The 24,591-nt window shown below is 57.5% G+C and carries 7 protein-coding genes; 6 read left to right on the top strand and 1 reads right to left on the bottom strand.

Going from position 1 to position 24,591, the window contains the following annotated elements:
• Nucleotides 1-38: 38 nt before the first annotated feature.
• Together nuoM and nuoN are read left to right on the top strand one after the other, a co-directional pair.
• Nucleotides 39-1,571, top strand: coding sequence for an NADH-quinone oxidoreductase subunit M (nuoM, locus tag PSH90_RS16735; protein ID WP_016775285.1), 1,533 nt, complete (start codon nucleotides 39-41; stop codon nucleotides 1,569-1,571).
• A gap of 7 nt (nucleotides 1,572-1,578) precedes the next feature.
• Complete coding sequence (gene nuoN / locus PSH90_RS16740; RefSeq protein ID WP_024013420.1) at nucleotides 1,579-3,042, top strand: NADH-quinone oxidoreductase subunit NuoN; 1,464 nt, start codon at nucleotides 1,579-1,581, stop codon at nucleotides 3,040-3,042.
• Between the two features lie 135 nt (nucleotides 3,043-3,177).
• On the opposite strand, the gene PSH90_RS16745 is transcribed toward nuoN, so the two are convergent.
• The gene (locus tag PSH90_RS16745) at nucleotides 3,178-8,340 is read right to left on the bottom strand and encodes a hypothetical protein (protein ID WP_305381083.1); all 5,163 of its coding nucleotides are present in this window, start codon (nucleotides 8,338-8,340) and stop codon (nucleotides 3,178-3,180) included.
• Nucleotides 8,341-8,766: 426 nt separating this feature from the next.
• Between PSH90_RS16745 and PSH90_RS16750 the strand changes: the two genes are divergently transcribed.
• From PSH90_RS16750 to PSH90_RS16765, 4 genes are read left to right on the top strand one after another with little or no spacing between them, the layout of a single operon-like run.
• A complete protein-coding gene (locus PSH90_RS16750) occupies nucleotides 8,767-12,345 on the top strand; it encodes a Tc toxin subunit A (RefSeq protein WP_305381084.1) in 3,579 nt (1,192 codons plus the stop codon).
• Nucleotides 12,346-12,354: 9 nt separating this feature from the next.
• Nucleotides 12,355-17,205 (top strand): neuraminidase-like domain-containing protein, encoded by a 4,851-nt coding sequence (locus PSH90_RS16755; RefSeq protein ID WP_305381085.1) that lies wholly within the window; start codon nucleotides 12,355-12,357, stop codon nucleotides 17,203-17,205.
• Nucleotides 17,202-21,812, top strand: a complete 4,611-nt coding sequence (locus PSH90_RS16760) for a SpvB/TcaC N-terminal domain-containing protein (protein WP_305381087.1) — start codon at nucleotides 17,202-17,204, stop codon at nucleotides 21,810-21,812. Before PSH90_RS16755 ends, PSH90_RS16760 begins: the two co-directional genes overlap by 4 nt.
• A complete protein-coding gene (locus PSH90_RS16765; RefSeq protein WP_305381089.1) occupies nucleotides 21,809-24,487 on the top strand; it encodes an RHS repeat domain-containing protein in 2,679 nt (892 codons plus the stop codon). Before PSH90_RS16760 ends, PSH90_RS16765 begins: the two co-directional genes overlap by 4 nt.
• The last annotated feature ends 104 nt before the right edge of the window (nucleotides 24,488-24,591 follow it).

A 24,591-nucleotide genomic window follows, 5' to 3' on the forward strand; every position in this document is an offset into this window, starting at 1 on the left:
ATGAACCTTGCGAATTTGCGAAAGGAAACGAGCCCGTCATGATTCTGCCTTGGCTAATCCTGATCCCCTTCATCGGCGGCCTGCTGTGCTGGATGGGTGAGCGCTTCGGCGCCACCCTCCCGCGCTGGATTGCGCTGTTGACCATGACCCTGGAACTCGCGCTCGGCCTCTGGCTGTGGGCCCACGGTGACTATTCATTCGCACCGGCGCCGGGCGCCGATCCGACCTGGGCGCTTGAGTTCAAGCATGTCTGGATCCAGCGTTTCGGCATCAACGTGCACCTGGCCCTCGACGGCCTGTCGCTGTTGATGATCCTGCTGACCGGTCTGCTGGGTATCCTCTCCGTACTCTGCTCGTGGAAAGAGATTCAACGTCACGTTGGCTTCTTCCACCTGAACCTGATGTGGATCCTGGGCGGCGTCGTCGGCGTGTTCCTCGCCCTCGACCTGTTCATGTTCTTCTTCTTCTGGGAAATGATGCTGGTGCCGATGTACTTCCTCATCGCGCTCTGGGGTCACAGTTCTTCGGACGGCAAGAAAACCCGGATCTACGCAGCGACCAAGTTCTTCATCTTCACTCAGGCGTCCGGCCTGATCATGCTGGTGGCGATCCTCGGTCTGGTGCTGGTCAACTTCAACAACACCGGCGTGATCACCTTCAACTACGCCGACCTGTTGAAAACCAAGATGTCGATGACCACCGAGTACATTCTGATGCTCGGTTTCTTCATCGCTTTCGCGGTCAAGCTGCCCGTCGTACCGTTCCACTCCTGGCTGCCTGATGCTCACGCCCAGGCACCGACTGCCGGTTCCGTCGACCTCGCCGGTATCCTGCTGAAAACCGCTGCGTACGGTCTGCTGCGTTTCGCCCTGCCGCTGTTCCCGAACGCTTCGGCCGAGTTCGCGCCGATCGCCATGACCCTCGGTCTGATCGGGATCTTCTACGGCGCGTTCCTGGCGTTCGCACAAACCGACATCAAGCGTCTGATTGCCTTCTCTTCCGTTTCCCACATGGGCTTCGTGTTGATCGGCATCTACTCCGGCAGCCAACTGGCGCTGCAAGGCGCAGTGATCCAGATGCTGGCGCACGGTCTGTCGGCAGCGGCGCTGTTTATCCTCAGCGGTCAGTTGTACGAGCGTCTGCATACGCGTGACATGCGTGAGATGGGCGGTCTGTGGTCACGTATCGCTTACCTGCCGGCGATCAGCCTGTTCTTCGCGGCGGCGTCGCTGGGCTTGCCGGGCACCGGTAACTTTGTCGGCGAGTTCCTGATCCTGATCGGTTCCTTCGCCAGCGCTCCATGGGTCACGGCGATTGCCACTTCCGGTCTGGTGTTCGGTTCGGTCTACTCGCTGATCATGATTCACCGTGCCTACTTCGGACCGTCGAAATCCGACGCGGTGCTGCACGGCATGGACGCGCGCGAACTGATCATGGTGCTCGGTCTGGCGGTGTTGCTGATTTACCTCGGCGTCTACCCGCAACCGTTCCTCGACACCTCTGCCGCCACCATGCATGGCGTGCAGCAGTGGCTCGGCACCGCCTTCTCTCAACTCGCTTCGGCCCGGTAAGAGCGCTATGGAATTCACGATTCAACACTTTATTGCGCTTGCGCCACTGTTGATCACCAGCCTCACCATTATCGTGGTGATGCTGGCAATCGCCTGGCGCCGCAACCACTCGCAGACCTTCCTGATTTCGGTGGCGGGTCTGAACCTGGCCCTGCTTTCGATCCTGCCTGCGTTGAAAGTCGCGCCTCTGGCCGTGACCCCGTTGCTGCAGATCGACGCGTTTGCCTGTCTGTACATGGCGATGATCCTGGTCGCCACCCTCGCCTGCGTCACCCTCGCCCACGCCTATCTGGGTGATGGCGGTTCGGGCTACCCGGGCAATCGCGAAGAACTGTACCTGCTGATCCTGATGGCCGCCGCCGGTGGTCTGGTTTTGGTCAGCGCGCAGCACCTGGCCGGGTTGTTCATCGGTCTGGAACTGCTCTCGGTACCGGTCTACGGTCTGGTCGCTTACGCCTTTTTCAACAAGCGTTCGCTGGAAGCCGGCATCAAGTACATGGTGCTGTCGGCCGCCGGTTCCGCGTTCCTGCTGTTCGGTATGGCGCTGCTCTACGCCGACGCCGGTTCGCTGAGCTTCGTCGGCATCGGTCAGGCCCTGGCCGCGACCGGCCTGCCAAGCCCGCTGGCGCAACTGGGCCTGGGCATGATGCTGATCGGTCTGGCGTTCAAGCTGTCGCTGGTACCGTTCCACCTGTGGACGCCCGACGTCTACGAAGGTGCTCCGGCACCAGTGGCGGCGTTCCTCGCCACCGCTTCGAAGGTCGCGGTGTTTGCGGTGATGGTGCGTCTGTTCCAGCTCTCCCCTGCTGCCAGCAGTGGTGTGCTGAGCGATGTGCTCAGCGTTATCGCGGTCGCCTCGATCCTGTTCGGTAACCTGCTGGCCCTGACCCAGAGCAACCTCAAGCGTCTGCTCGGTTACTCGTCCATCGCGCACTTCGGCTATCTGCTGATCGCACTGGTGGCGAGCAAGGGGCTGGCGGTAGAAGCCATCGGCGTCTATCTGGTGACTTATGTCATCACCAGCCTCGGCGCGTTCGGCGTGATCACCCTGATGTCCTCGCCGTACAACGGCCGCGACGCCGACGCCCTGTACGAGTACCGCGGCCTGTTCTGGCGCCGTCCGTATCTGACCGCCGTGCTCACCGTGATGATGCTGTCCCTGGCCGGCATTCCGCTGACCGCTGGCTTCATCGGCAAGTTCTACATCATCGCCAGCGGCGTCGAAACGCGTCAGTGGTGGCTGGTCGGCGCACTGGTACTGGGCAGCGCCATCGGCGTGTTCTACTACCTGCGCGTGATGGTCACCCTGTACCTGATCGAGCCAAACCTGCGTCGCCACGACGCCCAATTGCACTGGGAACAGAAGGCAGGCGGCGTAATGCTGCTGGCCATCGCCCTGGTCGCTTTCTTCCTGGGCGTGTACCCGCAGCCATTGCTGGTGCTGGTACAGCAGGCTGGTCTGGCGGGCTGATTGCTCGGCTGATCTGGCTACACATGAAAACGGCACCTTCGCAGGTGCCGTTTTTTTTGTCCGGGATTTGTTGCACAGCAAACTACCCTCGACGAGTACCGCGCCTCACTCCCCTTGTCGACGCTTGCTCAGCCACTACTTTCCATAGCGGTTACGAATGGTCAGGCTTGCAGACTCTCCGTCGTAGTAGCTGATAAATATCCAGCCATCGCGAGCAGTAACATTTTCCATGGTTGGCTTGCCAGTCACCGCGACGGTCACCGGCACTCCCCCCGCCGGCAGCCCCGTGAAAGTGGAAACCGCGCGAATGCCATATCTCCAGAACGAGGCCGAACCTCCCATTTGCTGAGGGCCGAATCTTTCAGATACCTCAGCACTGTTATGCGCCAGCGACATGGGCAACTCCAGCGAACTGAATTCCAGCGCCGGCACCTTCAACCAGACTGCGAAATCGCCGGCACTGGTACTGTCGACGCAGTTCAGCAACCAGCTCAACCCGTCCTCGCCGAGCGTTTGCGGAATGCTCGGACTCAAGGTCACGCCTAGATCGGCCGCTTGCGCACTCAACTCCAGAACCACGTCCTGGCCGAGCAAAAAACTGCTGTCCTGGGGTCGCAAAGTCAATGTATGCGTGGCCCCAAGGCAGGGGTACGCCGGGGCACCACCGAACACCTGGGGGAACCCATCCAGATCAAACCTCACGGCGTCAGCCAAATCCCCCGCTTCCACTCGCCCGGGCAGCTCCCAGTCGGGCAGTATCGAACTGGCCAGACTCAAACCATAAAAACCACTGTTCGCCTCTTCGGTAGAAATATACCAATGGATTGACGATCCTTTGTTTATTGTCAGCGGCGTGCCCAGATCAGGGTTGAAAGTCAGGCCTCGTTCCTTCGCGCCCCAGAAGTTCTGCAAAGTGACGGTAGAGCCAATCAAAACACTGTCGTCGGCAATCTTCAGCTCCAGCTTATAGGGCAGGTTTTTTCTCAACAGCACGAGTTCGCTTGCAGCGTCGACGCGCTCACCGTCCAGATAAAGCTCTGCTGCCTGCGCCCAGACATCGTCCAGTACGGCATTCACTTCATAGAGTTCGGTCAAAATCACACCGGCGTTATCCTGAGTGACGTCCGCCAGAATGTCATGCTTGCCGACTGTCTCAGGTGTATAGCGATAACTGGTCCAGCCGTTGACATCGGTCTGCGTTGTCGCCAGCAATTCCTCCTCGCCATTGACGCGCCACTTCACCTCCACGCCAGCCGCTACCTCCCCGCTGACACCGGAGATGACCTGGATTCGCAACAGCACGCTCTGCTCGGTGCCCACCACCGGTGTACCGATGGCGGGTGTAGCGTCGCCAATGGCATACCGCGATTCGCTGACCTTGAAGGAGCGAGCCTCAGTCCAGTCGGACCAGTCGCCGTCGAATGTCTGCCGGGCCTGCACGGCGTAGTCTCCGAGGGGCCACGCTTTTTCTGCGGTCCAATTCCACCGGGTTGAACCGTCGACGATGGCAAACTCTTCCTTGGGATCAAGCGCATGACGCAGGACAATCTCACCTCCCGTTGCTCCTGTGCCTCGAATCCTCGGATAGCGGGATGTTTCGGAGTTCGCCCGTGGCGCTTCGATCGATGGAGTTGACGGGGCAGCCTTGACCGTAAACCGATGCGGCGCGCTCCAATCCGAATCAGTCCCACCGCTGGCCTGTTTAGCCTCAAGGACAATGGTGCCTGGATCCAACGGTTCCACCACTGTGAATGTCAGGATCCCGTCTGCACCCGCTGTCTCTTCGTGCAACGTCGCACCGTTCTCAAAACGAACGGTTTGCAGCGCGCCTGGCAGGCCGGCGATCTTGAGGGAGGGATACCGTGAGGTTAAGCCCCCCGCCTGCGGTTGCTGGAATTGAGGGGCGTCGGGCCGGTCCTCCACCTCCACGGTGAAAGTGCACAAGTCACTGGGGTCAGAGTCCACGCCGTCTACTGTTTGCATGACGTAGACGGTGTTTTCGCCGGGCGACCAGTCCTCCACCGGAGTGAAGAGGCGGTTGGCTCCGCTGGCAGTGAATTTGCCAGCCAACGGTCTGTTGGCCTCAGTGAGCATTTGCAAGCTGACGGCGCCTGACGCTACACCGGTGATTTTCAGAGATTGCTTCAGCGCGACCGGGTGGCTTGGCGGCTCGATAGCAGGCGTCGCCGGCTTGATGGAGAACTCAAGAATCTCGGTAGCTTCAGACGTTTCCCCACCAATGCTCTGCTGTGCTTTGATCTGTTGCGGACCGGCCAGCCAGGCATACTCGAAATACCATGTCGTGCCACTGTAGGTCAGGTTGCCTTGCAGAAAGTTGCCAGCGGCATCTTGCACGGCGATCGTCGCTCCAGCCACGCAGGTTCCTTGCACCCTGAGATCGGCATGATGACTGGTGTGGGGTAAAGGCTGAGTGATTACGGGTGTGGGAAGCTTCCCTATTACCGAAACAGTGACCGGATCGCTTGGATGGGAAAGTACATCATCTACGATCTGTACCACATTGACTTTGGTGGTTCCTGTCCAGTCAATGGCCGGCGTGAAGGTGCGGAATTCGCCATCGCCGTTGAAATAACCCGGCACCGTTTCGCCGTCCTCGTAGAACATGTGCAGGGTCACGTCACCGGCATACACGCTGGAAATGCTCAGTTGGTGCTTCGAAGTGACAGGGTTGTATGGTGGTTGGATGAAGGGCTTTCGGGGAAGGATCTCTAATAAAACAGGATCGCTAAACTCGGAACCCACGCCGTTTATGTCCTGTTTTGTCATGACCTCGGTCCTCCCCGGTGGCCACCCGTTTCTTGGCGTGAAGGTGGCGGGAGTACTGTACGCGCTGAATTCGCCATCCAGCCTGATGCCCGCTGCCGTGTACATTCGCAGGATGACGGGACCGTATGAACGTCCCCTGTTGATGTTCAGCACATGACTAAATGTTGCCGGGATGGGTGGTTGTTCTATTTCCGGCTTCGGCGGGGGCGCATACACAGTAACAACATTACTAGGCTGCGACGCGCCACCGTCGACAGTCTGCACGACCACGATTTTGCGCGTGCCTGCCCAGTCCTCAGCGGGTGTGAAGATACGAGACGTGTCGACTCCCGTGAAATCACCTTCAATCGCCGCCCCGTCCTCGGTAAGCATCTGCAAGGTAACGGCGCCGGGGTCGACCCCGATAATGTTCAGTCGCTGTCTCGGCAAGGCAGGTTTTGGTGGCGGCTCGATTTCCGGCTTGGCGGGTATGACCAAAAACCTGACAACGTTGCTTGGTGCGGATGGCACTCCGTCGACGAACTGCACGGCCATGACCGCATTGTAGCCCGCTGGCCACCGCGGCGAGGGTTTGAACTTGCGTGGGGTTCCAGTGGTGAATTCGCCCGTCACCGGTGCGCCTGCTTCGGTAAGCATCTGCAACACACTGCCCGAGGAAGATGGAGGGGCCGACAAAAGCGTCAGTTGTAGGTCCGAGCTCACGGAGCCTGGCGGATTGGCAAGCGACAGTTCAGAGGGTTGTACCGCAAGGGTAACCAGATTGCTCCAATTGACGACGCCACCCACGACCTGGTGAACGCTGACCGTGGTTTTTCCCTGCTTCCACTCCTCCTTCGGGGTGAAGTACCGGACGGAGCCGCTTTCCAGGAAGGTGCCTTCAACCAATCCGCCGCCCTGTATGTACATTCGCAAGTCGTCATCGCTGGCCAGGAAAAAACTGATGGCCAGCTTTTCTTTCGCGGCTGCCGGATCAGATGGCGGAGCAATGAAGAGTTTCACCACTATAGGCACCAGCGCGCTTGGATTGGAGCGGACACCGCCTACGGTCTGTACGATTTTGACCTGGCTGGATACAGACCAGTCCTGCGCCGGGGTGAAGGTACGGGACGTACCACTTCCGGTAAATTCACCCGACACGCTTTCGCCAACTTCGTTGAACATTTCCAGCAAGGTAGCATCGGGTGAAACGAATTTGATACTCAGCGTCTGCCGGGCTGCAATCGGGACGGCGGGAGGCTCGATGACCGGTCTCGAGGGTCGAATCTTGACGGATACCGCACTGCTCGGGTCGGATGTCGCTCCGTCCACTGTCTGCACCGCCCTGAGGCTTGTGGTGCCTACCGCCCACTGTCCCGACGGTGTAAAAGTGCATGTGAAGCGATCGAAAGTGCCAACGACAATTTCGTCTTTGTCAGTGAATATTTGCACGGATGCCCTTTCGGGCCAGACATTCATAATCTTCAGCGCCTGTTTTACCGAGCTGGATGCGGGTGGAACTTCAATCCGTGGAGTTGGCGGTTTTACGTTGACGACGTAGGTATCTGACCAGTCAGAGCTCTGTCCGCTGACCGATGCCACCTGTTTTGCAGTGAGCAGATGCTTGCCAGGAAGCCACGCTTCAACACTGAGCGCCAACCAGGTGCCGTCCTGCCAGACAGTCGTGGCTAACTGAATTCCCTTGCTCTTGTCTTCAAGCCAGAGCTCAAGTTTCGCGCCCGCCAAGCCACCGCCGCCGTGGACGCTGAGTTTACGTTCCGGAGTAACAGTTGTGCCAAGAATGTGGGGCGCAAAAAGAACCGCAAAAGAGGAATGGACTGCCCAGCGAGAGGGTACATTCTCATAGAGCTGCAAGGCTGTTATCGAAAAGCTCTCGGTCATGGACAAAGGCTTTGTCAGGGGAGTCGTCCATCTGCCATGGTTGTCTACAATTGCAGCTCCGATCACCAACTCAAGTTGATCAACCTCATACAGTTTAACCAAGGCGCCTGGATAGCCTGTTCCACTTATTTGCGGCAGCGGCGAATGTACAACATGAGGATGCACGAAAATGGGAGGACGAAAGTCAACTTCAAAACTCATGGTTACCGAGGTATCTTTCGACTTGTCAGCACTAAGCTCATGATCAAACACAAACTTGAAATTGATCTCGGCCGAATGTTTGTTACCTGTTACGGAACCTCCACCACTGATAGCATGCCATCGACCATCCTGAATCGCATCATCGTTCGTCAGTTCCGTCTCAGGCCACCTCCCTGACGAGCTGAAACTCAAGTAGACATTGCCCTTTCGCCTGCCATTATTGGTGGCCGCGTACTGCTTCGCGTGACAAGTAAACAAAGTACCTGAAGGATTCCAAAAACATTCAACTGTAAGAAATGCCTCCCACGGAAGGAATAAATCCGGATATTTCACATGCATTGTAATTGTTGAAATAAGCCTGACATATCTTCCTTCGGCAGCCTCTCTCTGAGTAATTGAACTGTCTTCTTTCTTAGTGACGTCATTTTCCATTATGGCTTCTCGGATGAATAGGTTCATATCAGACAAACGCACAACGCCAGACAACAATCAAAACAGAGCGAAGCGTGCCTTTATATGGAAAGGAAACTTCAGTTCACAGTAATTCACTACAGAGCTCATTCACACTGTCATTCCTGACAGGCTTTTATAATAAATCGCGATTACCAGAACAAAACAAAATGACTTCTCATTATAAAAACAGAGATATCAAAGACAAAACGGACGAAACCGAAAACCAAGACAACCGAAGCCGCCAGCACATAAAGCCCTTAAATTATTCCGTCTTATTCGAATTAGTTCTAATCAATGCGGCAATACCTGTCAGGTCTGACAGGTTACGTCCCTGTTGTTTACCGTTAGTTTGCTCTAACCGCGCATTGCCTCAATGCCACTCTTGAAAGTAGGAGAATCACCGTCATGGCTGACAACAACTCGTTACTGCAGAGACTGGTAAAGCCACACGTTTCGGTACAGAAAGACCGCAACGACTTCCCCACCGCCATGCAGCAAATGGGCTTTACGTCAGTTTTCGACATCGTCCGTCTATCCAAAGCAGCGTTCGCTCGCCAGCTCGCCCTATACAGCGACGCGAACGCCGATGTGGCCTACGACAATGCGATGAAATATGCGGCGCTCATTTCGCGCCTGTATCGGGAATACCAGACCTCTTCCGGCACGTTGCAGCAACTGGCTCAACGCAGTGGTGTGAGTTCGCTGGTTTCGCTGGGCGCTACCTATCAACGCATGTTCAATGAAAACTGGGACGAGTTCACCAAGGTCGGAGCCATTGCCGCCAACGATAGTCCGGTGGCCTACCTGACTGAACTGCGGAGATTCTCCCTTCAACTGGAAGCCACCAGTGAGGATCCCAAGCGGCTGTTGATGGATCAACGCCGTCCTGACCTCAAGGACCTGTTGATCAGCCAGGAGAGCACCTTCACACCGAGGCCAATGCTGGAAATTGTCACGCAGGTATTGGAAAGTCATCTGCGCACCTATCTGGATGGCAATCTTCCCGACAAAAGCAAATCCACCTATCAGGTACTGGCCGAACGGAGCTACCCCTTCGAACTGCCCTACAACTTCTATCATCACCAATGCCAACTTGGGCTCGCTGATAATAAGCCGCGTCTGGGCGAGTTGAATTACCGGGCCAGTCTGTTGCTACCGATCAAACAGGTGGCAGTCAATGACTATGGGCAATTGCAGCAACCGGCGCTACAGGCACAACGGTTGCTGTGCGGGTTGAGCCCACAACAACAGCAATTGCTGCTCGCCCCCCCGGTGTTCAGCCATTTTTATCTGACCCGCAGCAATCTCATCAACGGCTGGCAAAACCCTCTCACTGCCTACCTGCGGCCACATACCACACCAAGCAGATGTTACTTGCTCCTGTCCGGGCAGCCCGACGACGTGGTCGCGACTCCGTTGGCGGACGCACCAACGAATCAAGGCGGCTCCAAAACCGTTGTCTCACTGACCTTTCGTAAAGACGACAAGACCGTGCCTGCCAGTATCGATCTGAGCTCTAACGTGCCGGACCTCACAGGGACTGGCTGGCTGATAAATCGTCTGCACGCTGCGATAGATAAACCCATCGTTGTGCATTTCCAGGCTGCCACCCTTCCCACGCCGACCGAGCAGGAATACACAGCCAGATTCGATCTGATCACCGCCACCGGGACGGTGGAGCAACCGGTCCGTCTGGCCAGACAGCGCTTCGCCTTTACGCTGGATGAGCAGTACCGCCTGACGACGACAGAAAAGAACTTTTTCAAAGGCGCCTACGGTGTCGAAGTCACCAGCGATGCGCCTGTGCAGCAATTGACCCTGTTGACCGACTTCATGCAGCACACTGGCCTCACCGCTGAACAGGTCGAGCAACTTGTGGCCCGCCGCAGCTTTGCAGTGCGATTGTCGCCCAATTGTCCATACCTGCAGCCGACCCCGAACAGGATTGACCTGCTGACCGGGTCTTTTCCAAATCACTACGGTGCCTGCTACGTCAATGGCATCGGTCCCGGTGCTGAACTGTCCGACAACGCGCCGGAAACGGCCCCGGAAACAGACCTGAGCGATGAGTCAGACCACGCCATAGGACTGGAGCGGATAGCGTCGGGTGACAACACACAATGGCGTCTGACCAAAACCTCACTTGATCGTCTCGATCGTCTTCAGCGGATGATCCGCCTGCAACGCTGGAGCGGCATTCCTTTCGCCGGGCTCGACACGTTGATCTGCAGTGCCATGCGCGCCGAGGGCGAATCAAACCTGGGCATGGAACTCAACGCAAACACCCTGCGTGCGCTGGGCGTCTATCGCTACCTGAACCAGCGCTACAGCATCGAACCTGAAGAGTTCGCGGCGCTGCTGCACGACCTCAGCCCCAATGCCAGCGGCAAGGACGCGGTGCCGTTGTTCGATCAAGTGTTCAACCATGTGCAACTGTTCGACACACCGCTGATTCTTGATCAAACACCCATCGATTTGACCACCCTCGATGCCGCGACGCAGAAAACCCTGCTGCAACTCTGTGCCGGGCTCGGTGTGCAACCCACCGAAGACTCTTTGCTGTTAATTGCCCGTCAGACCGAAAAGCACGTGGGCGCGCTCAAGCGTGACTTGCCTACCGTTTCCTCGTTGTACCGCCAGGCGCGGATAGCCCGGTTGTTCGGTCACTCGGTCGAAGAACTGCTGGCGTTGGCGGGACTTCTCGGAGGCTCGTCTTACAAAACCGCACTGGCCAGCGGCCGCTTGAGTGCAACGACTGCGGATGCGAATCCGGACATCCTCGATGTGCTGATGCAACTGGATTGGGCCTTCGCCTGGCTCAAAGACAGTCAGCAGACCGTGACGCAGGTATTGCAACGCCTGGGCATCGATGCCCCGCCAAATCCCGAAGAGCAGGAAAATGATCAGCAGATCAGATTGGCCGAGCAAGCTCCCCTGCCCGATGAGTTGCGGGCGCGTCTGACCACGCTGCAGAGCGATACGCGCCGCAGCCTGGCGACCGAGGCGCAAGTCAATGCGCTGGGTCTGCCACTGCAAGAGGATGGCAAACGCAAGCGAGGAGAAATCAACTGGTTTCAGTTGCTGATCGAACACCATCTGATCACTGCTGACGGCCTGCTGTCTGGCCTTGATCGCACACTGACCCTGACAGATGAACCCGTTGCCTGGTTACAGGCCGATGTCGCGCAAGCGCTCAAAGGTCTAGGGCTGGCCCAACCTGTCAAAGATGCTTGCGCAGACAGACTCGTCAAGTTCCTGCTCGATGTGCATGACCGTCAGGCCCAGTTGCTCGAAGGGCTTTTCCAGGAAACCGCGAAACTCGCGCCGGATTGCTGCCGGGCGGTCATTCACTGGGCGTGGGCCACGCCCTATAGCATTTTGCAGCAAGCACTCAAGACCCCGCTGCCCCAAGCGTTGATCGAGGATTATCAACGGGTGGCTCGCCACGCCGAGATCGCCAGAGAGCTGCGTTTGAGCAATAGCGCTCTGCGCCTGTTTGCAATCAATCCGATGTGGCTGGGTGGCGCGGCATACGAGGAAGGCAGTAACAGCATGCCTTCGCTTTCCGATCTCTATCTGCTTGAACGCTTCAGTCATTGGTTCCACAGCCAGAGCCAGTCCGAAGACCATGTCCTGAGTTATTTCAGCTGCGCCAATCCAGCCAAGGCCCAATTGAAAAACAAGGCCCTGCGCCAGCTCGCCAGCGAAACGGCCGATGCTGCCCTTGCTCGTTTGCTGAACTGGCCGCAGGCGCAAGTTGCCGAGCTGACCAGCTCGCTCCCCGATAAACGCGCCACCTCGATGGCTCAAGTCGACTGGGTCCGTCGTTGCCAGGCCGCTTGTCAGGCCAGCGGCTTGGCCGCCAGAACCCTATTGCAAGCCACCGCGCTGGGCGAACAAAGCGATCTGCTGGCCTGGAAAGCCGTCGGTGAGGGAGTCATGGCCGCCCACTCTAACGCCGCCCCATCACGTGACAATGGTTGAGGAACGATCATGACGACTGCCTTCGATGCGCCGCTTAACGAAGCACTGCGTGACGCGATGCTCGCCCTGTATCTGCACGAAGCAATACCCAGCGATCCCTACCTGATCGAGCAAGGGCTGGCTCAAACGATCAAGACCGCCAACGACCTTTATGAATTCTGGTTGCTGGATGTACTGGTCAGCCAGGATGTCCCGACCAGTCCGGTGGCCTGCGCCATTGCCAGCTACCAACAGCAAATCAACAGCATGATGCTGAACCTGGAGCCCGGTTACAGCGATGACAGCTTTACGCCTTTGCAAACCAGCACCTGGCGCGACGGCCTCAATCGCTACTCGATCTGGCCCGCCCTCCAGCAGTTGCGCACGTTCCCGGACATCTATCTGGACCCGACCCTGCGCCTGACCAAGAGCGCCAGTTTCGAGCAACTGGAGAATGACCTCAACCAGGCGCAGATTCAGCCCGAAACAGTACAAACCGCAGTGCTGGCTTACCTTGCCAGGTTCGAAGAAATTGCCAACCTGAAAATCTGCAATGGCTACATTGACGGGGAAGATTTTGCCAACAGTACTTATTATTTCATCGGCAAATCCCCTGCCGAAAATGCTTATTACTGGCGCTCACTGGACATGTCGCAGCGCGCGGTCAAAGCGCCCGCGAGTGCAGCAGGCGAAACCCCGGTCAAATATGACAAGCCGCTGCCCAATGCCTGGTCGGATTGGCAAAAAGCCAACGTGCCCATTTCGGAAAAGGCGCTGGAACACACCATTCGCCCGTGCTGGTTCAACAATCGTCTGTTCGTGATCTGGGCCGAGCTGGAGCTTCAGGATGCGGACGCCATGCAGACCCCCGTTGACGGCAAGGCCGACCAGAGCGTCAAGGTCAATCCCAGGTTCCGCCTATATGCCAGCTACAAGAAATATGACGAGACCTGGAGCACGCCGCGGGTTTACATCGAGAGTTACTGCCAGACCAAAGCGCTGATCGAAAAACCGCAGGAAGAAATTGCGGAGCAAACCCAGACCATTGCGGTGTATGACCACTCGACGTCACCTGAGTCGATGGTGCTCATGCTGTATTCGAACTATCAGGGCGTCCCTTCCGAGATTCCGGGCGATGCAGATACCTATGATTTTCTGCGAACGGTACAGATAGACAAGAACTTCAATGTTACACCGCTGCCACCGTCATTCGGCATGGCGCCGGAGGTCAGACCGGCCTCACCTCCCTCCGTCGAGGTCCTCAAGAACGGCGAAGCCCACGTGAGGCTGATCGGCAATATTTTCGCCAATGGCAACGCTGGTCGTTTCCAATACTGGCTTCCCTCTGGCACGCCAATGTTTGGTGCAGTGGAGTACCAGACACCGGATAGCGAAAAGACCACCTGGGATTATCAGGGGTGGCAGTCGCGAATCGAGACCAGCGTGAAAGACGTCGACTTTGTCTATAACCGGGCGGCGTCCAATATCGAGTTGACCGCAAGGCTGGCGGCAGGATTCAACAACCTCCTGATTTTCAAACTTTCCGTCTTCGACAAACACGACGAAAACAAGGAGCTCATCAAAGTTACGCTGGTGTTCGATCCTTCGGAAAATCACCTTGAAGTTCCGCTACTTCCAGGCTCCATCATTGAACCTGTTGGTACCGACTTCATGGATGTCGCAGATACGGCATTCTGTTTCAAGGGCTACCCTGATCGGCTGCGTAGCTTGATCGCCGACCCTGTCGGGAATCCGACTGAATTTACGGTACCCGCCACCAAGCAAGGAGAAACGGCGTGCCTTGCAGGTAAACATGCAAATCGAAGGGTGCTCTATGAACTGATCGGCTCCAGCATGGTTTTGTTTACGTCCTTTTGGCGTTCTACCACCGATCACAATGAAATCGATCTTCATCCTTCAGCAGGGCGCTATAACAGCAGCGTGGGCTACCAGTTTTTCATCGCACACCCGCTGAATGTTCTGTCAACAAAGCCGCCTGAAACATTCAGCGCAATGCGCAAGCTGGCGTCTACAGCCATCGTCAATAGCCTGTCGAAGGACTCCTCGCTGACTTATTCGTTTTCGGTCGATCAATCCACCCTCCAGCCCGACGGCTGGCCAGTGGAGTGGCCTGAGGATCCAAAGGAACTGAAAATCCCGCTGATCTATGGTGTTCTGGTTTATCACGCAGGCTCCTTGGCAACCACGCTGATTGGCGGAGCACTCAAGGCGCTGACCGTTGAATGGGCAGAAGTGCCTCCCTCAAACTTGCAAATAGCGCCCAGCATCAACAGCATGATCGACCCGTCTTTGGGGGACAGCCCTTCTTTGGGCAAGGCGCAATTCATTGACTTCAGCGGCTCCGGCATCGAGTTGAGCGACGGGCAGGAACCCGAAGGATCACGTCGGGCCGCTGTGCGCATGAACACCACCTTCGCCCGGCAACTGATCAACCTTGCCGAAGGCGGCATGGAACCTCTGCTGAGCTGGGAAACCCAGACCCAGCACACAGAACCACCTATCCCGGACGGTCAGGGATCGCAAGCCATGGATTTCTCGGGCGCTTACTACCTGTATTTCCTGGAACTGTTCCTGTACCTGCCCTGGCTGGTGGCCTACCGCTTGAACGAAGAGCAGCAGTACGACGAAGCGAAACAGTGGCTTGCGTATCTGTTTGACCCGACACGACAAAGCGCGGACGCGGGACACCCCGGTTACTGGCAGGCCGTACCGTTGGAAGAGCCGGTATGGCCCGGTCCGGTCGACCCCAGCCTGGCCATTCTGTACCCGGACGATCCGCATCAGATTGCCTTGAGTTTTCCGGTGCACTTTCGCAAGGCGCTGTGGAAACTGTTTATCGAGATCGAAAGCCGCCAGGCTGATCTGGCGTATGCAGAGTTGACGCCGGACGGCCTGGCTGAAGCCAAGATGCGCTACGTCCACATCATGGATCTGCTGGGACCGCGCCCGGATGTACGCCAGATCGACGAATGGTTGCCGCTCACGCTCGACGAATTGAGTTCGTCGAAGAATGTGCAACTGCGTCAATTCGAACAGCGCCTGATCAGCGCGCACCGGCAGCTGCAACAACAGCCACCTTTGCGCATCGGCAGGGCCCCGGCTTCGCAGCCTGCACCACTATTGTGTCTGCGGCCTGACGGCCATGACCCGCTACTGGCGAGCGCGGACACTGAGTATTTCCGTCGGCCCTTCAACCCCGAACTGATCATGCACTGGGATCGAGCCGAAAGCCGCTTGTTTAACCTGCGACATAACCTCGATATGGCCGGCGCTCCGCTGAACCTGCCGTTATTCGCCACGCCGCTGGATCCGCGCGCACTGCTCGCCGCTTGGGGCCAAGGCTTGTCCGGGGCAGCACTCAGCCGCTTGTTGAACCCGCAGATTCCCCATTGTCGCTTCAGTTTCATGTTCGCACTCGCGCAGAACGCGGTGGACAGCGTGATCGCGTTCGGCGCCACGCTACTGTCGCTGATCGAACGCAAGGAGCAGGCGCAGTACCTGGAACTGCAACAGCAGCAGGCGTGGAACCTCGCGGAGATGGCGGTGCAAATACAGGTTCAGGCCGAGAAGATTGATGAAAAAAACAAGGAGGCGTTGCTGGCGAGTCAGGACACCATTCTGGACCGAGTGAGTTATTACGAGAAATTGCTGAAAGACGGTGTCAGCACCTTGGAAATCGGCGCGGGAGCTTCTTACCTGCTGGGAAGTCTCGGCCAGACCGGAGCGACGATTGCCCACGGAATCGGCCAGGCAATGACTGTAGCACCGAACATATTTGGCATGGCGGCCGGTGGCGCACGCCTGGAAGGTGCTGCCAACGGCTTCGCGGCCCATATGCAAGCGTTTTCACACGTTGCGTATGGCGCAAGCCAAACCATGGATCGCATCGAACAATACCGGCGCCGCGCCCAGGAGTGGACCCAGGCCCGCGACCAGGCAAAACTCGAAGCCGAGCAAATCAAGGCCCAGCTTGCCGTCTACGACGAACAACACAAAGCCACGCAACTGCAACTGCGCCAGGCGCGAGCAGCACTCAACCAGGCCAAGGCCACCCACGATTTCCTGCTGAGCAGCAATCGTTTCAGCCGATCGCAGACCTACGACTGGCTCAACAGCAAATTCGCCGGTTTCTACCATACCGCCTTCACCAACGCACAATCGCTATGCCAGGCCGCTGAGGCCTGCTGGCAATACGAAATGGGCGATTTCACCCGAACCTTTGTCCATCCCGGCGCGTGGAATGCCACGTACCGCGGCCTCGGTGCCGGGGAAGAGTTGAAGATGAGCCTGCAACAGATGTACAGCCAGTACGTGCAGCACAACCGCCGCGATCTGGAAATCAGGAAAACCGTGTCACTGAAGGATTTGACCGGCAAGGATCCGAGTTCAACCATCAATAAACCGTGGGCACAGATCAAGCAATCGCTGATCGACAACGGCACGTGTGAATTGGAACTGACTCAGCAAATGTTCGACGATGATTACGCCGGGCAAAATCATTACCTGCGCCGGATCAAGACTATAAGCGTGACGCTACCGGCCGTGCTTGGGCCTTATCAAGATATTCGGGCGGTGCTGAAACAGACCTACAGCAAAGTTGAAATGGCCCCCACGATCGGCAGCAGCGTCAAAGAAAACCTGCGATCCAGTCAACAGATCGCCCTGTCGAGTTCGCTGGAAGACAACGGCATGTTTCAGCTCAACTTCCAGGACGAACGCTATCTGCCATTCGAATACACCGGCGCGATTTCACGCTGGATCCTGACGTTTCCCAAGGGTCAGGAGCACATACTCCAGCGCTTGCCCGACATCATCCTGCATGTGTGCTACACCGCGAGATGCGAAGGCGGTTCGCTATGAACGAACAGCCGCCGCCGCAACAGTCGACAATGCAGATCAACCCACCGAGCCTGCCCAAGGGTGGCGGCGCCATCCAGAGTATTGGCAAGGGATCGGCCGGCGTGGGTACCAAAGGCACTGCGTCGCTGGAACTGTCGTTGCCGATTTCCACCGGACGCGGTTTTGTCCCGCCATTGGGTCTGGGCTATAGCAGTGGCACGGGCAACAGTTCCTGCGGAATTGGCTGGCAGTTGACGGTTGACGCGGTGACCCTGCGCACGGTCAATGGCGTGCCGACTTATGACGGCACTGACCAGGTCGTGGGGCCTGACGGTGATGTATGGCTGCCCGAGCGCAATGAAAGCACCGGTGAATTGATCTTCCGCACTACTGAGCAATACAACGGCTTGCCCCTGACGACAGCGTATGACGTCGTTCGCCACTGGCCACGGGTCGAGGGTGCATTCGCCTTGATCGAACATTGGTCGAACGAGACCGACAAAGCCGGTTTCTGGCTGATTCACGGTGCCGACGGCAGCCTGCATATCTATGGCACCACCGCCAATTCACGCCGGGCCGACCCTGCCGACCCGCAGCGCGTCGGCGTCTGGATGATCGACGAAAGCCTCAATACCCGCGGCGAACACATCATCTACGAATACAAGGCGGAAACCGAGCTGCCAGTCGCTCCGCAGTATCGCGACTATCGCGCTCAGCGCTATCTCAAACGCGTGTGTTATGGCAACGAAAAAGCCTCAGCGCACCTGTATGCCTGGGACAGCGGTAGCCGGGAAAAACAGTTGTGGCACTTTCAACTGGTGTTCGACTATGGCGAACGCAGCAGCGATCTGGAACAAGTGCCAACGTTTGAAGAACAACAGCCATGGGCCGAGCGCAGCGACCCTTACTGGATCTACGCCTACGGTTTCGAGCTGGGCAACCGACGCCTGTGTCGACAAGTGCTGATGTTTCATCACTTCCCCAAAGAGTTGGGTGACCATCCGGTTCTGGTGCAACGCCTGCTCCTGCAATATCGCCTCAGCCCACTGGGTTACAGCCATCTGAGCGCGGCGCATCAGCAGGCCTATGACGGCCTCGGCCAGATCGAAAGCCGACCGCCAATGGAGTTCAGCTACAACACGTTCGACCTCGCCCCGCAGCCGCAGGGCTGGAAAGAATTCACGGCCATGCCCGGCCTCGACGATGGTCATCAATATCAGTTGGTTGACCTGTACGGTGAGGGCCTGGCGGGTGTGCTCTGCCGTTATGACCACGGCTGGTATTACCGCGAGCCGTTGCGCGCAGAGACCGGCAGCGACCAGGTCGAGTACAGCGAGTGGAAACTTCTTGAAGGCGTGCCGATGTCCGACGCCGGCAAACCCGTGCATCAGTCGCTTACCGATCTGACCGGCGACGGCAAGCTCGACTGGGTGCTCGCCGCGCCGGGCATGTGCGGATTTTTCACCCTCGACCCAGACCGCAACTGGTCAGGGTTCGTGCCCTTCGATGCATTTCCCGGCGAATTTTCCCACCCGATGGCGCAGATCGCCGACTTGCTGGGTGACGGCCTGAGCGACCTGACGCTGGTCGGCCCGCGCAGCGTGCGTTTGTATGCCAATCGTCGCGCGGCTGGCTTCGCCGAGGCCGTCGACGTGCCGCATGCGGAAAAAACCGCCGCAGGCGATGATGATGAGCTGCCTGTGCTGAGCAATACACCGAGCGAAATCGTTGCATTCGCCGATCTCATCGGCAGCGGTCAGCAACATCTGGTGCGGATCCGTCATAACGAAGTCAAGTGCTGGCCGAATTTGGGACATGGTCGTTTCGGCAAAGGCTTTGTGCTGTGCACCCTGCCCTTCGCCTACGATGAATTCAACGCCTCACGGGTCTTGCTGGCGGATCTCGACGGCTCGGGTGCGGCTGACCTGATCTACATGGAAGCCGAGCGCCTGCGTATTTTCATGAACCATGCCGGCAGCGGTTTCGCCCAGACATCCATTGATCTTCCCTGGCCTGAGGGCCTCGCCCATGACGCGCTCTGGCAGGTCACCAGCGCAGATCTGCAAGGCCTGGGCTGCTCGAGCCTGGTGGTGACATTGCCGCACATGTCGCCCAGGCACTGGCGTTACGATTTCGTCGACGCCAAACCCTATCTGCTCAACAGAAGCTGCAACAACATGGGTTGCAGCGCCAGCGTGAATTACCGCAGTTCGGCGCAGGAATGGCTGGATGAAAAACGTGAGCAACAGGCAGCCGGTGTTGAAAATCCGGTGTCCGGTCTACCCATGGCCATGCACTTGGTACACGAGCAAATCCAACATGATGAGATCACCGGCAACACACTGACACAGCTCCTCAGCTATCGCGGCGGTTATTACGACCGTTTCGAGCGCGAATTCCGTGGTTTTCGCCTGCTGCTGCAAAGCGACACCGAAGCGTCAGCAACCGAGTTCACCGCGCCGATTCTCAGCAAGACCTGGTTTCACACAGGCGAAACCATCGACCCGTCAAGAACCGGTTATTACAGCCGTGACGATGATGCGGTCGATCTCAAACCCACACTGCTGCAGCTCTATCACTTCAATGATCGCATCGCGCAACCTTTCACCGAAGCCGATGAGGAGACTGCGCGAGAGATCGCCCGCACCCTGAGCGGCCGAGTGATGCGCTCGGAAGTGTTCGCCGCCGGTGACGACGCGGCGACCGCAGTCCCCTATGTGGTCCAGGAACATCGCTATGGTGCACGGGTGCTGCGCCCCAAAGGCAAGTACCAGCCTTATGCAGTGATCTTGCCCCTGGACGCGGAATCCATCAGTTATCAGTACGAACCGGCAATTGCCGACGATCCGATGTGCCAGCACCAGTTGAATCTGGAATGGGACCCCTACGGCCGTGTGGTGCATGCTTTCACGGTGAACTACGCGCGACGCAAAACCAGCAGCGATGCGCCGCCGTTCACTGAAGAGCATCAGCAGAACTGGTGGAAGGATGCTCATGACGATGCGCAACAAAAATGGTACCTGACGCAGCTCCGGTCAGAATCGATTCATTTGCCCAATGACGAGGCCTGGCGCCTTGGATTGCCCTGCCGCTTGCGCAGCAATTCGCTGGTGCTGGAAAAAGCGGCGCTGAGTGCCGCAACGATCCACCATGAACATATTTTGCTAATGGCCCGCGAGGATGGCGAATGGGCGCAGCAAGCAGTGTTGTCTGCATTGACGCTGCAGCGCTACATCGACCCTCGCAGCGGTGCAACGCTGGATCCGGGCGCCGCGACTTTCGAGGGTTTGCCCGCCTACATGGAGACGGCCGAACTGGACGCCGTCGCCCTCAGCGCATATGACAAACTCGAGGTGGATGGCCAATTACCCTTCAACCTGAAAGAAAAACTCGAATCGCAGGAGGTCGGTTACCACATCATGCCGCTGTTCCTGCCCGAGCAAGACCACGGTCCGATCGATGATCCTGACGATGCGAAGAACTATCTGTGGTCAGTGCACAGAGGTTTTCCCACCTACCACACGCTAGACGGCTTTCATAACGTGCAGAAATATCGTGAAACCCGCAGTCACGGCGAAACCCTGATTACCTATGACGCGTATTGGTGTGTGACAACCGCCGTGACCTTACCGGACGGCTGCACTACCCGCAGCCTCGACGTGGACTACCGCACCTTCCTCCCTGCGGCCATTGAAGATGCCAACCGCAACCTGCAGGAAGCGCGCTACAACGCTTTCGGCGAGCCGCTGGTGAGCAGTTTCCACGGCACCGAACTTGGAGAAGCGGTGGGTTTTGACCCGCTGCAAACCTACGTCCCGCCGGCAGACCGCGACCCGGCCATTGCCATCGCCGATCCGAAACAAGCCATTGGCAACTTCGCCCATGCCGCTTTCTGGGATACGTTCAGTTGGATGGGTTGCATCTCCCGCACGTCCTCACGCTCCCAAGAGTGGTGGGACTGGGCGAAAAGCCAAGGCTACATTCTGCCCGAAGGACACATTTGCGATCGCGCCCGACAGTACCTTGCCGCTGTGGAAAATCCCGATCGGAATGAAACCGAACTCCAGCAGCAAATCGATAATGCACAGCGTGAGCCCGTGTATGCCGTCTCTCTGGTGGCCGACCGCTATCCGCTTGATCCCGATCTGCAAGTGCAAGTCAGCATTGCTTGCCTGGACGGTTTCGGCCGCACTCTGCAAACCAAACATGAGGTCCCCCCGGGCGTGGCCTGGCAGGTCGATGACAACGGTGAGTTGGTCCTCGACGACAATGGTAAACCAATAGACGCCCAGGCCCAGCGACGCTGGCGTGTCAGCGAGCCAGTGGAATACAACAACAAAGGCCAGACTGTGCGGATTTACCGGCCCTACTTCGCCGATCAACCGCGCTACATCAATGATCGCTCGATGCGCAAGCATGCTTTTCACGACCAGCAGTTCTACGACGCGGTGGGCCGACCGACCGCAACCGTGCTGGCGAAGCAAATGCTGCAAGGCAATCCACCGACGCTCAAACCCCTGCGCCGGGAAGTCTGGTACTGGATCTGGTGTAACGTCGCCTTCGACGAAAATGACCTGTTCGACCCGCCGCCGGAACAACGGCGACGCAACTGGTGGACAGGAAGGTGAGCACGCATGCGCAGACACCGCATCTTAGCGTCACTGATGCCCGAGGCTTACCGGTGCGGCAGGTTGCCTACTGGCGCGAAGATGGCAGCGAATCTGAAGCGCGCATCACCGCGGTTCAGCATGACGTTGCCGGGCGACGGGTGGCGCAGCGCGATCCACGATTGTTCGCCGACGCATCAGCCCCCGCCAATCTCAGGACGGTTTACTCACTGACCGGTCAGGTGCTGATCACGCTCAGCGTCGATGCCGGATGGCACGTCAGTCTGTGGGGCGAGGCGCGTCAACCGCTGCACGGTTGGGATGGCCGGGGTAGCGTGCGCAGCATCGAGTATGACGAACAGCTGCGACCACTGGCTGTGTTCGAACACGCCGATGACGGAGAACCTTTGTGCACGGAGCGATATGGTTATGCCGGCAGCAATCCGACATTTGCCACGCGGAATCAGTGCGGACAGATCATCCGCCTCGATGATCCGGCCGGCACGCAGTTGTTCGAACAGTTCGGATTGACCGGTGGAATCATCGCTCAGTCTCGACGCTTTCTGCGCTCACTCGACCCTCCTGACTGGCCGGTATCGCTCAGCGAGCGTGACAAATTGCTCGAAGACGCGCCTGCCGCCACGAGCTACTCGCGTTTCAACCCGCTCTCGGAAACCATCGAACAAATCGACGCCAGAGGACACCGACAGCTTTTCAGCCAGACCCTGGACGGCCAGTTGCGAGACGTTCGACTGCAATTGAAGGGCTCCGCGCCGAAAACCCTGGTCGGCGCCATCCAGTACGATGCCCAAGGACATACCCTTCGGGAAACCGCTGACAACGGAGTGATCACCACATTGGACTACGCCGCCGAGGATGGCAGGCTGATCAGCCTGCAAAGCCAGCGCGGCAATGACATCCTGCAAGACCTGCGTTATGTCTACGACCCGGTAGGCAACGTGCTGAGTATTGAAGACGCCGCCCTCCCGATTCGATACTTTGCCAACCAGCGCATCGAACCGGTCAACCGCTACCGTTATGACAGTCTCGATCAGTTGATCGAGGCCACGGGTTGGGAGGCCGGTCAGACATCGAAGTTTTCACTGGCAGATCCTGCAGCGATCGCCAATTACACCCAGACCTACCACTATGACTGCGGTGGCAATTTGCTCAAATTGATCCACGACGGCCCACAAGGCCACGGTCACCGCCTGGTCGCCGCCAAGCACAGTAACCGCTGCTTGCCGGTGCGCGATGGCATGGACCCGGGCGAGGAAGATTTGCGCAACGGCTTCGATGCCAATGGCAATCTGCTTGGCCTGCAACCAGGACAGACTTTCAACTGGGACTTGCGTAACCGATTGCGTGAAGTCCGGCTGGTTTTGCGTGAAGACCGTTCGGCTGATAACGAGCAATACCGATACGCCGCAGACGGCATGCGCGTGCGCAAAGTGCGGCTGATGCAGACCAACGCTGAAACGCTGATGAACGAAGTGCGTTATCTGCCGAATCTGCAAATCCGTACCCACAGTGGTACGGGAGAAATACTGCAGGTGATCAGTGTCCAGGCCGGGCGCAGCAGCGTGCAGGTGTTGCACTGGGAATCCGAACCGCCCCAAGGCATCGACAACGATCAAGCGCGTTACAGCCTCAACGACCATTTGGGTTCCTGCACCCTGGAACTCGACGCCACGGGCAAGCTCATCAGTCAGGAGCGATACCACCCTTTCGGCACCACCGCGTGGTTTGCCGGGCGTAGCGAAATCGAGACAAGCTATAAAACGCTGCGCTATTCGGGCAAAGAGCGGGATGCGACCGGGCTTTATTATTACGGGTTCAGGTATTACGTGGCGGGTTGGCAGCGATGGTTGAATCCGGATCCGTCCGGGGCGATTGATGGTCTGAATCTGTTCAGCATGGTGAAAGGCAATCCGTTGGCCTACTTCGATACTGATGGGCGAATTCGTGAAGGCGTCAATGAGGAGTACCCGACTCAAGCGACCATCGGATCTTCGCCTTCGCCGCAATCATCAACGCCATTTTCAGCAAACTCTGTCATTAACGAAAGCACGAGATTTGGATTTCCTGATACACCACCATTGTCTCCAGAAGTAAAGAGCGCAAGCCACTCCATCGAAATGTTGATGGAGAAAGTGCAATTGACCGATTCTTCGCTGAAGAACAAGCCAACGTCGATTGCCGATGATATTGGTGGTCGCCCAGCTATAGGCGGCGGGGGCGAAGGAGAAATATACGAAAGCGCCGACGGGAAACATGTCTATAAAAAGTTCAGAGGAGCCGACAAGCGAAACAGTATTCCGGGGTATGTAAAAACCGAAGCCGAGGGTTTCAATGCTTACTATGGAGCAGGCTCGGCGACGGCACTTATTGAAGACAATCAGAGTTACCTCAAGATGATAAAACTCGATGGCATCCCCCTCGGCGACATCAAGAAAGGTTCCATTCCGGCAAGCGGCGCCAATGCACTTTTGGAGATGTTTAATGAAATGGAAGCAAAGGACCTATATCACCAGGATGTACAGGACCATAATTTCCTCTGGTCGGAGAGAGATACTAAAGTTTACCCCGTCGACATGCAGCCGTTCCCCTTTGAGCTTGCCCAGTACACGATAGACTCATACGAGCGAAGTAAAAAACAGTTGCTGACTCAATTTGCTCGCAACGTGAAACGCTGACTTCCATTCCCTCAAGCCCTTGATGGAATGCGCGCACCTCAAAACATATGGAAGCCAGGTTGCTATTGCTTCAGATCGATGGGAAGAAAGCTAAACGGCACCTT

This window comes from Pseudomonas sp. FP1762 (assembly GCF_030687105.1).
Lineage (GTDB): Bacteria > Pseudomonadota > Gammaproteobacteria > Pseudomonadales > Pseudomonadaceae > Aquipseudomonas > Aquipseudomonas siliginis.

Excerpts from the sequence above, each read along its gene's own strand:
- nuoN (WP_024013420.1), top strand. The coding sequence starts at position 1,579 with ATGGAATTCACGATTCAACACTTTATTGCGCTTGCGCCACTGTTGATC.
- PSH90_RS16760 (WP_305381087.1), top strand. The coding sequence starts at position 17,202 with ATGAACGAACAGCCGCCGCCGCAACAGTCGACAATGCAGATCAACCCA.
- PSH90_RS16750 (WP_305381084.1), top strand. The coding sequence starts at position 8,767 with ATGGCTGACAACAACTCGTTACTGCAGAGACTGGTAAAGCCACACGTT.
- nuoM (WP_016775285.1), top strand. The coding sequence starts at position 39 with ATGATTCTGCCTTGGCTAATCCTGATCCCCTTCATCGGCGGCCTGCTG.
- PSH90_RS16745 (WP_305381083.1), bottom strand. The coding sequence starts at position 8,340 with ATGGAAAATGACGTCACTAAGAAAGAAGACAGTTCAATTACTCAGAGA.
- PSH90_RS16755 (WP_305381085.1), top strand. The coding sequence starts at position 12,355 with ATGACGACTGCCTTCGATGCGCCGCTTAACGAAGCACTGCGTGACGCG.